This is a genomic window from Nocardia sp. NPDC004568, from assembly GCF_040609955.1.
In the GTDB taxonomy this organism is placed as follows: Bacteria; Actinomycetota; Actinomycetes; order Mycobacteriales; family Mycobacteriaceae; genus Nocardia.
This window is the reverse complement of sequence record NZ_JBEXLL010000004.1, coordinates 62,400-74,867: the sequence shown is the minus strand read 5'-3', so window position 1 is coordinate 74,867 and position 12,468 is coordinate 62,400. Positions and strand designations below refer to the sequence as shown.

Genomic DNA, 12,468 nt, shown 5'->3' with positions numbered 1-12,468 from the left:
GCCGGTGATCATCTCGCGCAGTGCCGCGTCTATCGGCGCCGGTTCGAGCCCGAAGGCATGGGCGGCGGCGGTGGATCGAGCACGAACGGTTCGCGGAGTTGGTACTGGACCTCGAGCATCTCCCGCGCCGCGGGTTCGACCAGGCCCGCGAGCCGGAGCACGACACCTGGCATGACGCGTACCCGCGCCCGCGGCGCCGCGGCCAGCTCCGCCGCGCGCTCGGCCAGTGCCCGGACCGACAGCGGGGGCGCAGTCGGCACATGCCACGGCCGGCCCCAGGCCTTCTCCTCGGCGGCGACGGCGATCAGGAGTTTCGCGACATCCGATACCTGGGTCCAGCTGTGCGGGGCATCCAGATCGGCCGGTATCCACGCGGTGCGGCCGGCGATCACCTTCGGCAGCACCATGACGCTGAACGGTGAGGTCGTGCCGGCGCCGAGGTAATCGGAGCCGCGCACCTCGGCGGTGCGGATCCGGCCGGCCTCGTGGGCCGCGAGCGCGGCGGTCCACAGCTCGGCCCGCACCCGGCCCTTGATCGAAAGGGGCCGCAGCGGAAGTTGCTCGGTCATCGGGCCGTCGACGCGGCCGTAACCGTAGAGGTTTCCGGTGCTCACCGCGTGGTGCGCCGCGTGAGCGCTGGATGCGGATCTGCCGGGCGGTGCGGGAATGGGCGCTCGCTCATCCGGCCGAATTCGGGTTGCTGTACGGGAATCCGGTGCCCGGCTACGCGGCCCCGCAGGAGACGGTGGAACCCGCCGCGCGCGTGGTGTTGCTCCTGGTCGATACCGTCATCGACGGATCCGAGCACCTCGAGCCCATCACGGAGCCGGTTCCCGCCGCGGTTCGCGGCGACCTGCGGCGCCTGATCGATCAGCATTCGCGAGAGCTACCGGAGGAACGGCTGATTCGGGTACTCGCCGGATGGACCCAGCTGTTAGGACTGATCGGATTCGAGATCTTCGGCCGCCTGGACGCTGTGATCGAGGACCGTGCGGCATATTTCGATCATCAGATGGCGGCAATGGCCGACCTGGCGGGCCTACCTCGCTGACCGCTGGCCCGTACGGTCAGCGCACCTGCGCCGGAGCCCGGCCCGCCGACCGGCTTTCCGTCCCTGTGTCGTCAGAGCCAGTGGCGCTCGCCGACCGCCGCCGCTTCCGCGCCGCCATCGGCGAAGATGACCTGCCCGGTGACGAAACGATTGTCCGGCCCGGCCAGCCAGCAGAGAAGTTCGGCGATCCACTCGGGCCGCCCGGGGAAGCCGCCGAACGGTTGTGGGGAGGCCGCCTCGACCGTCCTGCGCACCTCGTCGTCGCCGAGAATCCACGCCACCGCGGGAGTGTCGACCACGCCGGGCGCCACGGCATTGAGCGCGATGCCGGCACCCGCCCATTCGACGCTCGGTGCCGCCCGGCGCACCCATCGATTCAACGCGCGCTTGGCGATACCGTAACCGCCGACCGTTCCACCGGCGTCCGGGTCGGCCTCGAGGTAGGCCACCGCGGCCGCTTCGTCGCCGTCGAGGCAGGCGGTCACGATGCGCTCGTCCGCCGGTGCCGGCGACGAGGTCGACGATACGGCCACGGCACGCGGCGCGGGGCTGCGGGCCAGCAGCGGCCGCAACCCCTCGAGCGTGGCCACCGCCCCGAAGTAATTCGTCTCGAGCAGGCCGGTCCGACCACCTCCGGCTACCGCCGGCACCGCGTCTATCACTCCGTATTCGGCGACCTGCTCGATCAGTGCGCGCCGCCCGGCGGGTACGGACAGGTCGGCCCGGATCTCGGCGTCGTCGATATCGCAACCGAGTACCACCGCACCGCGTTCCCGTAGCAGTGCTGCGGTCGCCGCGCCGATCCCGGAAGCCGAGCCGGTCACGACACAGGTTCGGCCGGCCACCGTCGAACAGGAGGACATCGCACCCTCGTATCTCTGTGCCCCGGGCCGCCATGACCGGGATCTCGGGGCACCCGTACGCCCGTATCGCCATGCCACGCCGGATCGGCGGTCATCAGGGTACCGCCCGGGACCGGCCCGAGCAGCCCTGCGGAACCGGGGGTGGCGCCGTAGAGCGCCACACACGGGTGTGCAGGTGCCGGGCGAACAGAGCCGTGAGTATCGCGATGGTCTGCGCCTTCATCGCGGCGGCCGCCACTCCCTGGGCGATGCGACCAGCTCGTTCGCGCTGCCCGCCGCGCCGCACCACACCGACGCGCGGTGAACGCCACGACCGCGGCCAGGAATATCGGGCGGTGTCCGGTCCGCGCGCCTGCGCCGCCGCCCGCCGGCTCCGAGTGCTATGGACAGATGACTGGACAGGTGTAACCATCGGTGTGCAGCCGGAGCGTTGCGGCTGCACCGACCGACGAGAGGACCCTGCGCATGAACGACCGGAAACAGGTGGGCGGATACGGCGGTGGCCGGCGATGAGCACCCTGCATCCGTGTGAGCGCGTCGGTCTCGAGTTCATCGACAACGCTCCGGTGCGCTGCAGCAACAGCGTGGACCTCGCGATCACGCCGGCCCAGTTGTTCGAGGTGCTGGCCGACGCCGAATCCTGGCCGCACTGGGCGAGTGTGATCACCAAGGTCACCTGGACCACTCCCGAACCGCGCGGGGTGGGCACCACCCGGGTGGTCGATATGCGCGGCGGAATCGTCGGCGACGAAGAATTCCTGGCCTGGGAGCCGAACACCCGGATGGCCTTCCGTTTCAACAGCAGCTCCACCGGTGCGCTGGCGGCTTTCGCCGAGGATTACCGCATTGTGGAAACCCCCGAAGGTTGCCGGCTCACCTGGACACTGGCCCAGCGACTGGCCGGTCCCGCCCGGTTCACCGCATTCCTCGCCACCCCGCTGATGAATCTGGCGTTCCGGCGCTTCCTGGCGAACCTCCGTCGCTACACGGATCGACGCTTCGCGACCACGGCTTCGTGAGCGGGCGGGCCGCGGGCACCGCTGTCCCGTGCCCGCGGCCCTGCCCGCTCAGCCCATCAGCAGGGAGCCCGCCAGCCAGGCGGCGAGAACCAGGATCAGGCCGAGCAGCGCACCGGGATACAGCGCCCGCCCGCTGCGCGCGGCATTGACGGTGGTGGCGGCGCCGACCAGGAAGCCGAAGCAGCCGCCGAGGACGATGATCCAGTTGCCCGCGCTCGGATCGGCGCTGCAATCCGCGCGTCCTTCACACACCCCGGTGGCGAGCAGGAACCAGGGGGAGATCGCCACCGAGACGATCGCCAGCGCCGCAAGCAGGAACCACAGCAGCGCGGTGATCACCAGATCGGGTTCCCGGGGCGCCGGAATGGGCGCGCCCCGGCCGTAGACGTCGTCCGGGATGGGGGAGACCGGGTAATGGGTGGAGGTCTGGTCAGGGAACATATGCCTCGCGATCGCTCGAGCCGAGTGGGGGCCGCCGGATGATACTCAGAACTTTCCCCTGTGCCGCAACTGATCCGGCACCGCGCGCGACACTACACTGCGCACAGTCCCGTGGCATTCGCTGCGGCGGTATCGATAACCATGCGTGATACGAGCAGAGGAGACGGCGATGCGTGTGCTGTACACGGCCGAGGCGCTGGCGACCGGGGACGGCCGCAACGGTCATACCCGGACCACCGACGGCCGCATCGACCTGGAGCTGGCGGTACCGAAGGAGATGGGTGGCAGCGGCGGCGGAGCCAACCCGGAACAGCTCTTCGCCGCCGGTTACGCGGCCTGCTTCCATTCCGCGTTGCGCCTGGTGGGTTCCCAGGCCAAGGCGAATGTGAACGATTCGGCGGTGGGCGCCAAGGTCGGTATCGGGAGCACCGACGGTGGCGGATTCGGGCTGACGGTGGTCCTCGAGGTCAGTCTTCCCCATCTGCCCGAGGACGAAGCGCGGGCACTGGCCGACAAAGCGCACCAGGTGTGCCCGTACAGCAATGCCACCCGCGGCAATATCGATGTCGAGGTGCGGGTCGCGCAGGACTGATCGGCTCCCGGGCCCGCGTCAATTCTTCGCGGGTCCAGGAGCGGCGGCACTCGGGTCCGGACCGCTGTCCGCGATCGGTGCGGGGCTCGATGGCGGAGCGGTCGCGGCGGGGGCGGATTCCGCCGGCGGAGCGGGCCGGGCGCCCTCCGCGGCGGGCTCCGCGGTGTAGTTCGACGCGGTCTCCCGGGATACGGTGACCCGCCAGGGCATCCGGGTCCCGGTGGCGGTACGCGGCATGGTCGCCACCGCGATCACCGCCGAACCCACCGCGATGATCACCGCCGCGATGGCGGCGGTGGTGATCGTACCGCTGGCGACGTATTCCACCTCGTTGAGGCCGGCGACCGGTTTCGATCCGTCGTTGACGGCCCAGTTGATCCACGAACCCACCTGACCGCCGAGATCCCAGCGGCGGATCGTCATGTTCTTGAGCTGTTTCTGCCGTGCGGTCAGATACAGCATGTTCGCGATCACCAGCAGCGCGGTGATCACCGCGCCACCGGTGGCGATCCGTGCGAAACGTTCGGAGTTGGTGGCGATGTGGATAGCGATCGCGGCGATGGTCAGTGCGATCATGCTGCTCGAGGCCACCGCCCACGAACCGGTGAGATCCGCGGCGGGTGGTGTGCCCTGCGCGGACCAGACCGTGAGATATCGGGTGGTCGAGTCGACCTGGCCGAAGGGGGTCGCCGCGGCCATACCGTCGGGCCCGTGCGCGACCATCCAGTGCTTGAACATGAGGATGAAGACGATGACACCGCCCAGTGCGGTGATCACATATCCCCATTTGCCGCTCATCGCCGGCGCTGTGCGAATGTCCTCGGCGTGTTCGGCCACCCGCCGCAATCCGGCCCGGGCGAGGGTCCGGCGCCGCTCCCAGGTTTCCGATCGGGAGCCGGCGGATACGGACGGGTCCGGCTGCGGTGTCGCGGTGCGAACCGTGCTCGACGAGGCGTCGCCGTCACCTCCGCTCGCTCCCCACGGGCTCGGTTTGACCATCAGCCCAGTCTAATTCTGCGCCCACCACTGGGAACACGCCGTGAGATCAGTGGTGGACCGGCACGACTCGTGGTCAGGCGGCGTCGGGCTGCCGGCCGTTGGCCACCAGATCCACCACGACATCGCGGACCACGGTCTGGATCAGCTGTGCGTTCTCGTGGAGCGCGTCGGGCAGCGGTCCGGCGTCGGCTGCCGTGGTTGCGGTGATCTCGACGAGATCATTGACGAGATGACACAGCGCGATCAGGCGTCGCACCATGTCCCGCCGCTCGGCCGGCGGTAGTACATCGGGGTTCACGTCCCTGTCATCGTCGGTGGTCGCGGAGTTGTTTCGTGACGGGCCGCACCCGTCGCCGGCAACCGCGGTACAGCGAAACCCATACGGCCCCAGGGGCGCGGTCGGTGCTGCGGCGCTCGCACGGCCTCGCGTCCGGTCGCCGGGGGATCGACTACGGTGAGGCCCGATCGAATCGGACCACAGCCGGGAGAACGAAGGTGACGATGCGCCGGGCGCTGCTGTCGATGGTCGGTGTGCTGTGCCTGCTCGCGGCCGCGTGCGGCGTGGACGACGACGCGGACGCTCCCGAACGCGGCAGCATCGTCTCGGTGGCGCCGGTCTTCGAGATGACCGGTGCGCAGACCGGCGACTATCTCGCGGAATGGCAATACCCGGTGCCCCGGGCGAACGGTGTCCGCGCCCACCGGGTCGTGTACGAAACCGTCGCGACCGACGGGACGCCCACCACTGCCAGCGGCCTGGTGGTGGTCCCGGATACCGACGTGCGGCGAGTGCGCTTGGTCTCCTACGCGCACGGGACCACGGTGCGCCGCGACGAGTCCCCCTCGGCGGACGGCGAGACCGAACGTGCCCGCACCGTTCAGTTCGCCGCCGCCGGGTACGCCGCTGTCGCCCCGGACTATCTGGGCCTCGGGGAAGGCCCGGGTTTCCATCCCTACGCCCATGCCCCCAGCGAAGCCTCCGCCTCGGTGGATCTGCTCCGCGCGGCCCGCGCGCTGCTCGTCGAACAGGGCCGGGATCTGGATCCGAACGTTCTGGTGGTCGGGTTCTCCCAGGGCGCCCAGGCCGCCCTGGCACTCGGCCGGGAGCTGAACAGCGGGGACGTAGCGGGGTTCGCCCCGGCCGCGGTCGCCGCGGTGAGCGGCGCCTATGCCGTCCAGGAGGTACAGGCCCCCGCCGCGCTGGACGGCCGGGTGGAGGGGCGGCGAGCGGTGCTCTACCTGGGCTATTGGATCACCGCGATGAACCGGGTCTACCACCTCTACGACGATCCGGCCGAGGCGTTCCAGCAGCCCTACGCGCAGCGGATCGACGGACTCTTCGACGGGCATCACGATCTGCTGGCCGTGTCCTCGGGGCTACCGGACACCCCGCAGAAGTTGCTGACCCCGCGATTCCTGGAACTGGCACATCACCCCACCGGCGCCGCCCTGCGGGCCATGGAAGACAGCGATACCGTCTGCGACTGGACCGCGGCGGGGCCGGTGCGACTGTTCGCCGCCGCCGGAGATCGCAGTGTCCCGTTCGAGAATTCGTTGCGCTGTACGAAAGCCGAGTTGGGTGCTACCGCCGAATTGATCGACCTCGGCGATATCGACCACGGTGCCACCGTCCGGGCGGCGCTGCCGCGGATTCTCGACTGGTTCCGGGAAACGCAACCGCCCGCCTGAACCGGGGCGGTTCAGGCGGGCGGTGCGGGTCCGGTGTGCCGGGAGATCAGTGCATGAGCACCGGGGCCGGCGTATCGGAATCGGACTTCGCCACCGCGCTCGCCTTACGCGGAAGCAGCACGGAGAAGCCCAGGGTGACCAGGCACAGCACGAACGCCACCCAGAAGCTGCCGGCGTAGGCGTCCGACATCTCCCCGAGCATGACCGACTCGAACTTGTCGCCGAGGCTCGCCACGTACTGCAACACCGACGGATCGGGCTGTTCGCCGGTCCGCTGGGCCTCCATCATCGCCTGCCCGGCCGAGACGGCCTCGGAGTTCTGCATCCGGTTGGTCAGCACCACCGAGATCACCGCGACACCCACCGAGCTGGCGATCTGCTGAATGATGTTCAGCAGGGTCGAGCCCCGCGCGACCTGTGCCTCGTTCAAGGTGCGCAGCGCGGCCGTCATCAGCGGCATCATGGTCAGACCCATCCCGAGACCCATGACGAACAGCACGCCGAGCACATAGAAGTAGGAACTGTCGGCCTCGATCTGGGTCAGCCCGAACATGGTCGCGGTGAGAATCGCCAGGCCCACCGGGACGACCCGGCCGACGGGCATCTTGTCCACCAGCATGCCGGCAATCGGCATGGTGAGCAGCGATCCGATGCCCTGCGGTGCCACCAGCAACCCGGCCAGCAGCGCGCTCTCGCCCCGCACCTGCTGGAAGTAGGTGGGAATCAACAGGAGCCCGCCGAAGAACGACGCCGCGAACAGGAACATCGTCACGGTGGCGATAGTCAGGTCGCGGTTCTGGAACAGCCGCAGATCCAGCAGCGGATTCTTGGGCTTGAACGAATAGAACACGAACGCGATCACCAGCGCCCCGCCGACCAGCATGGTCGCCCAGACCTTCGGTGTGGCGACGGTGCCTTCTTCCGGGATGGAGGAGATGCCGTACAGGAACAGCGCGAGACCCGGCGACAGCATCAGCATGCCCACGAAATCGAAGGCTTCACCGGCACGCGGCTCGTCCTTGGGCAGGATGAACCAGGCGTAGACCAGGGCGATCACACCGAGCGGCAGGTTGATCAGGAAGATCCAGTGCCAGGACGCGTCCTCGATGAGCCAGCCACCCAGGATCGGGCCGAGGATCGGACCGAGCAGCATGGGGACACCCAGGATGGCCATCAACCGGCCCATCCGCTCCGGTCCCGCGGCCTTGGTCATGATGGTCATACCGAGCGGCATGAGCATGCCGCCGCCCAGGCCCTGGATCACCCGGAACCCGATGAGCACGCCGATGTTCCAGGACAGCGCGCACAGCACCGAACCGACGGTGAACAGCACCAGGGCGGTCATGTAGAGCCGCTTGGTGCCGAAACGGTCGGCGGCCCAGCCGGTGAGCGGGATGACGGTGGCGAGCGCGAGCGTGTAGGCGGTGACCGTCCAGGCCACCGTGGAGTAGTTGGCGACGTCGAATTCGGTTTGGAACGTCGGCATGGCGACGTTCACCACCGTGATGTCCAGGATGGACATGATGGCGCCGAGAACCACGACACCGGCCAGTTTCAGGACCGATGCGTCGATTCTGTCCGGAGCCCCCGCGTCGGTCGCGGGGGCTGGGCTTGCGTTCACGAATTGTCTCCTGACGATGCGGGGGGGCACGCCACGACGTTGTGTATGGCCCCGGACTCGAGCACGGCGGTGAGGACCCGTTCGAGGTCCTCCCGTAAAGCCTCGGGCAAGCGGTGGACGACCGTATCGATCGTCGCGCGGTGGACGGCGATCTGATCCCAGGCGAGCCGTTGCCCGTGTTCGGTGGGACCGACGAGTTTGACCCGGCGGTCGGTGGGGCTCTCCTGCCTGGTGAGCAGGTCGAGGCGGACCAGCCGGTCGACATTGCGGCCGGCCGCGGTCATCGACAGGCCGAGTTCGCCCGCGATGGTGTGGATGGGCTGTGGCTCGTGGCGTCGGACGACAGTGAACAGCACTCGGGCCTGGGAGAGGGTCAGGTCCAGTTCGGCGAGCCGGTCGACGCCCTGCCACCGTCCCGGGTCGCAGACGGCGAGCAGGAAGTGCTCGATGAGAGTGCTCGTCTCCGACTCGTTTGCCACCGCGCGATCATATGGGTGTCCGTAATAGTTGCGGAAGCGGGAATATCTCGTATGTGACCGGAAACATAGCGGTGCGGGTAGTCGCATCGCGCCGGAACGGGGCGCAGTGCCCGGCCCGGGGCGAAAAAATCACGTCCCGAGCCGGGGCCCCGGTCGGTCTCCGTGCGGCGCGTCGCCCGCGAAGAAGCCGAGCAGCAACTCGGCCACTCCGGCGGGCTGTTCCAGATGCAGGAAATGTCCGGCTCCGGGCAGGGTCCGGACACTGCCGCCCGCCGGTGCCACGACCTCGGCGACCCCGGCGGTGAACGCCGGGTGCAGGGTCGTGTCGGCGCTGCCGTGCAGATACAGCATGGGCACGTGCGGCGCCCCGTCCCAATGCCGGTGGAGATCGATGTAGCGAGCGGACGGCTTCCTCGCGACCCGGACGAACGCGCGGTAATAGGACAGCGCCGCGGTCCGGTGCGCGGCGGTGGGCAGCGCGGCCAGCGTCAGGGCGATATCCGCCTCGGCGTCGTACCGCGGCGACCAGTCGTGCCACAGCCGGGGGATCAGCCGCCCCAGCGAGCGTTCGGAAATCCCCGGTAGCTGGTTGAACAGGATGTACCAGCTGTACCGGAGTTGCCGCAGATACGCGCCCACTCCGGCGTCCCGGCGCGGGCGCATGGCGGGGACCGGCGGGACCGCCAGCGACGCGACCCGGGGGAACGGGCAATCAGGCTGTGCCGCGACAGTATTCGTCGTGAGGGCGCCCCAGTCGTGTCCGATGAGCACCGCATCCGCCGGGGCACCGAGTTCGCGATACAACGCGAGCGCGTCGTAGGCGAGCGCTCCCAGGTGATAGTCGCCGTCGTCCGGGACCGCGGTCGGCGCGTAACCGCGGGTGAACGGCGCCACCACCCGGAATCCGCGGTCGGCGAGCGCCGGGCCGAGATGGCGCCAGGTCCAGGCACTGTCGGGAAAGCCGTGCAGGCACAGGGCGAGCCGGCCTCCGGCGTCGCCCCAGGTGAGCGCCGTCATCGACAGGTGCGGTAGCCGGTACTCCACGGTCTCGGGCCGATCGGCCTCGTGCGCGCCTATGATTTCGTCCTCTCGTCCGATTCCGTCACCGTAGTCCGGGTGCCGATCGTGCCCCGGCTATTTCGATCACAACCGGAGCGGTATGCTCACATCCCCCGGACGAGGTCGCTGTGCCGGCGCTGCGGGCAGGCCCGGTCATTCGCACAGCCGCGGGGGCAGCTGATGTCATATCTGGCAAGGTAATCGGTGATCGGAGGAGCAAGCCCATGGCGCGTAAGGTCGTCATCAGTTTGATCGATGACCTCGACGGCGAATCACCCGCGGCCGAGACTGTGGTGTTCGTGTTCGAGGGCGTGACGTACGAGATCGACCTGACCGAAGCCAACGCGAGGGAATTGCGCGCGGTCTTCGGTAAGTGGACCCCGTTCGCCCGCAAGGCCGGTCGGGCCGCGCGAACGAAACGAGAGCGACCGGTGCGGTCGGCCTCGGCGAAGGTGATCCGGGAATGGGCAGTGCGCAACGGCCATGAGGTGTCGGCACGCGGCCGGATACCGTCCGGAATCCTGGCCGCGTTCCGTCGCGTGAACGGGTAGCGGTTACCCGCGAGAATTCCCACGATCGGTGCTGTCGCCGGCCGGCTTGTAGGCGACACCACCGACCATGACCTGCTCTTCGGGATACCGGGGCCGCAGCGATGGCCCGGCGGGCCACCAGTCGTCCAATTGGACGAGGCCCGGTTCGATGAGTTCGAGACCGCAGAAGTATTCGAGGATCTGCTCGGTGGTGCGATACCAGCCCGAACCCAGACCCTTCTCGGTGAAACGGCGTTCGAGCTCTCTGGCGAGCGCGTGCTGCGGTGGGTCGGCCGGGCCGGGATCGTGGAAATGACTGATCGCGAGATAGGACCCGGGCGGCAGCAGATCCACATATCTGCGCATGATCCCCACGGGGTCGAGTTCGTCGTCGACATGATGGAGCAGCCCGCACAGGATGAGTCCGATCGGCCGCTCCATATCCAGGTAGCGCGTCACATCGGCGTTGCGCAGCAGGGTTTTTTCCTCGAGGAGATCGGCGGGGACGAAATGGGTGTTCTCGTTCTGTTCCAGCAGCACCCGCCCGTGTGCGTTGCAGACCGGGTCGTTGTCGACGTAGACGACGGTGGCCTCGGGGTTCTGTTGCTGGGCGATCTCGTGCGTATTGGCGACAGTGGGTAGTCCCGCGCCGATATCGAGGAACTGGTCGATGCCCGCGCTGCCCGCCAGATGCCGGGTGACCCGGTGCAACCAGCGCCGGTTCATGATCGATACATCGCCCTGCCGGGGCGCGACCTCGAGGATCGCGGCGTAGGCGGCGCGGTCGACGTCGTAGTTGTCCTTGCCGCCGAGGCTGTAGTCGTAGACGCGGGCGATGCTGGCCCGGGTGGTGTCCACGCCGACCGGTTTGCGAACGCCGGTCCGGTGCGCCGGTTCGGCCATCTCGACCTTCTCTCTGAGCGAAAGAAATACTGTGTGGAAATACGAGTCGGGTCACCAAAGCGTAGAACGCGGTGCCGCAGCGAGCAATCGGCGCCGAACGAACTGCGCGAGAATATGGTTCGCTTCGTCGGAGTGCGCCGAGCTTAACCCGGATACGCGCGCTCGGCACGGTATCGGGCCGAGCTGTCGCGTTTGTGAAAAATATTGCGCCATAGATGTGTTCGATGATGTCCGATCGCGGCGGCAGCCGGGGAACCCGGTGCCGCGCACCACCGGACGAGTCGGCGATCGGTCAGCCGTTTCCGTTCACGCTGTGCAAGTGGGTCCTTTCCGGAGGGCGTTTGTAGCCGACGCCGCCGATGATCACCTTTTCCTCCGGAAGCCGGGGCCTGGTCGCCGGTCCGGCCGGCCACCAGTCCTCGAGTTCCACCAGGCCCGGCGCGATGATCTCCAGGCCGTCGAAGTACTCGAGCTGCTGGGCGCGAGTGCGGTACCACCCCGAACCCAATCCCATCTCCGTGAATGCCTGCTCCAGGCGCTTGGCCAGATCGTGCAGTTCCGGGTTCTCGTCGGCGGGATCCCAGAAATTCGTGATCGCCACATACGAGCCGGCCGGCAGCCGGGAAATGTATTCGCGCATGACCCGCGGTGGATCGAGTTCGTCGTCGAGATGATGGAGTAGCCCGCACAGGATCACCGCGACCGGCCGGTCCATATCCAGGTACTGCAGCACGTGCTTGTTCTCCAGCAGCGTGTCCTCCTCGAGGAGATCGCCGGAGACGAAATGGGTGTTCTCGTTCTGTTCCAGCAGCACCCGCCCGTGTGCGTTGCAGACCGGGTCGTTGTCGACGTAGACGACGGTGGCCTCGGGGTTCTCCTGCTGCGCGATCTGATGGGTGTTGCCCACCGTCGGCAGACCGGCGCCGATATCGAGGAATTGCTCGATGGCGGCCGGCCCGGCCAGATAGCGCACCACGCGGTGGAGCCAGCGCCGGTTCATCCGGGAGACATCGCCCTGCCGCGGCGCGATCCGCTGGATCTGCTCGAAGGCGGCGCGGTCGACGTCGTAGTTGTCCTTGCCGCCGAGGCTGTAGTCGTAGACGCGGGCGATGCTGGGCCGTGTGGTGTCCACCCCGACGGGGACACGAACCCCTGTCCGAGGAGCCGGTTCGGCCATGAATACCTCTCTCTACGTTGTGAATCGAACAGGGCGATGTTAAGC

Annotated in this window: 15 protein-coding genes; 5 read left to right on the top strand and 10 right to left on the bottom strand. The window is 68.3% G+C overall.

Features of this window, described 5'->3' with window-relative positions:
* Positions 1–29: 29 nt before the first annotated feature.
* Entirely contained in the window at positions 30–614 is a 585-nt protein-coding gene (locus ABZV91_RS03310) for a hypothetical protein (protein ID WP_355234670.1), read from the bottom strand.
* A 26-nt stretch (positions 615–640) separates the two neighbouring features.
* On the opposite strand from ABZV91_RS03310, the gene ABZV91_RS03305 reads away from it, so the two are divergent.
* Entirely contained in the window at positions 641–1,051 is a 411-nt protein-coding gene (locus ABZV91_RS03305; RefSeq protein WP_355234667.1) for a TetR-like C-terminal domain-containing protein, read from the top strand.
* 71 nt (positions 1,052–1,122) lie between these two features.
* On the opposite strand, the gene ABZV91_RS03300 is transcribed toward ABZV91_RS03305, so the two are convergent.
* The gene (locus ABZV91_RS03300; protein WP_355234664.1) at positions 1,123–1,896 is read right to left on the bottom strand and encodes an SDR family oxidoreductase; all 774 of its coding nucleotides are present in this window, start codon (positions 1,894–1,896) and stop codon (positions 1,123–1,125) included.
* Between the two features lie 536 nt (positions 1,897–2,432).
* Between ABZV91_RS03300 and ABZV91_RS03295 the strand changes: the two genes are divergently transcribed.
* Positions 2,433–2,933 (top strand): SRPBCC family protein, encoded by a 501-nt coding sequence (locus ABZV91_RS03295; RefSeq protein WP_355234911.1) that lies wholly within the window; start codon positions 2,433–2,435, stop codon positions 2,931–2,933.
* 48 nt (positions 2,934–2,981) lie between these two features.
* On the opposite strand, the gene ABZV91_RS03290 is transcribed toward ABZV91_RS03295, so the two are convergent.
* Complete coding sequence (locus ABZV91_RS03290) at positions 2,982–3,374, bottom strand: hypothetical protein (protein WP_355234661.1); 393 nt, start codon at positions 3,372–3,374, stop codon at positions 2,982–2,984.
* 169 nt (positions 3,375–3,543) lie between these two features.
* Between ABZV91_RS03290 and ABZV91_RS03285 the strand changes: the two genes are divergently transcribed.
* The gene (locus ABZV91_RS03285; RefSeq protein ID WP_355234658.1) at positions 3,544–3,966 is read left to right on the top strand and encodes an organic hydroperoxide resistance protein; all 423 of its coding nucleotides are present in this window, start codon (positions 3,544–3,546) and stop codon (positions 3,964–3,966) included.
* An 18-nt stretch (positions 3,967–3,984) separates the two neighbouring features.
* Here ABZV91_RS03285 and ABZV91_RS03280 read toward each other — a convergent pair whose 3' ends face one another.
* Positions 3,985–4,965, bottom strand: a complete 981-nt coding sequence (locus ABZV91_RS03280; RefSeq protein WP_355234654.1) for a hypothetical protein — start codon at positions 4,963–4,965, stop codon at positions 3,985–3,987.
* Between the two features lie 73 nt (positions 4,966–5,038).
* Positions 5,039–5,263, bottom strand: a complete 225-nt coding sequence (locus tag ABZV91_RS03275) for a hypothetical protein (RefSeq protein ID WP_355234651.1) — start codon at positions 5,261–5,263, stop codon at positions 5,039–5,041.
* A gap of 197 nt (positions 5,264–5,460) precedes the next feature.
* Here ABZV91_RS03275 and ABZV91_RS03270 point away from each other — a divergent pair, with 197 nt between their 5' ends.
* Positions 5,461–6,654, top strand: coding sequence for a hypothetical protein (locus tag ABZV91_RS03270; protein ID WP_355234648.1), 1,194 nt, complete (start codon positions 5,461–5,463; stop codon positions 6,652–6,654).
* 46 nt (positions 6,655–6,700) lie between these two features.
* Here ABZV91_RS03270 and ABZV91_RS03265 read toward each other — a convergent pair whose 3' ends face one another.
* The 3 genes from ABZV91_RS03265 to ABZV91_RS03255 form a co-directional block, all read right to left on the bottom strand.
* A complete protein-coding gene (locus ABZV91_RS03265) occupies positions 6,701–8,275 on the bottom strand; it encodes a DHA2 family efflux MFS transporter permease subunit (RefSeq protein WP_355234645.1) in 1,575 nt (524 codons plus the stop codon).
* Positions 8,272–8,754 (bottom strand): MarR family winged helix-turn-helix transcriptional regulator, encoded by a 483-nt coding sequence (locus ABZV91_RS03260; protein ID WP_355234642.1) that lies wholly within the window; start codon positions 8,752–8,754, stop codon positions 8,272–8,274. Before ABZV91_RS03260 ends, ABZV91_RS03265 begins: the two co-directional genes overlap by 4 nt.
* 129 nt (positions 8,755–8,883) lie before the next feature.
* A complete protein-coding gene (locus ABZV91_RS03255) occupies positions 8,884–9,771 on the bottom strand; it encodes an alpha/beta fold hydrolase (RefSeq protein ID WP_355234639.1) in 888 nt (295 codons plus the stop codon).
* A gap of 266 nt (positions 9,772–10,037) precedes the next feature.
* Here ABZV91_RS03255 and ABZV91_RS03250 point away from each other — a divergent pair, with 266 nt between their 5' ends.
* Positions 10,038–10,364: an Lsr2 family protein gene (locus ABZV91_RS03250; protein ID WP_355234636.1), complete on the top strand. Its 327-nt coding sequence runs from the start codon at positions 10,038–10,040 to the stop codon at positions 10,362–10,364.
* A gap of 3 nt (positions 10,365–10,367) precedes the next feature.
* Here the strand turns inward: ABZV91_RS03250 and ABZV91_RS03245 are convergent, their stop codons facing one another.
* Both ABZV91_RS03245 and ABZV91_RS03240 read right to left on the bottom strand, forming a co-directional pair.
* Positions 10,368–11,246, bottom strand: coding sequence for an SAM-dependent methyltransferase (locus ABZV91_RS03245; RefSeq protein ID WP_355234633.1), 879 nt, complete (start codon positions 11,244–11,246; stop codon positions 10,368–10,370).
* 292 nt (positions 11,247–11,538) lie between these two features.
* Positions 11,539–12,378, bottom strand: coding sequence for an SAM-dependent methyltransferase (locus ABZV91_RS03240; protein ID WP_355234630.1), 840 nt, complete (start codon positions 12,376–12,378; stop codon positions 11,539–11,541).
* Positions 12,379–12,468: the final 90 nt, after the last annotated feature.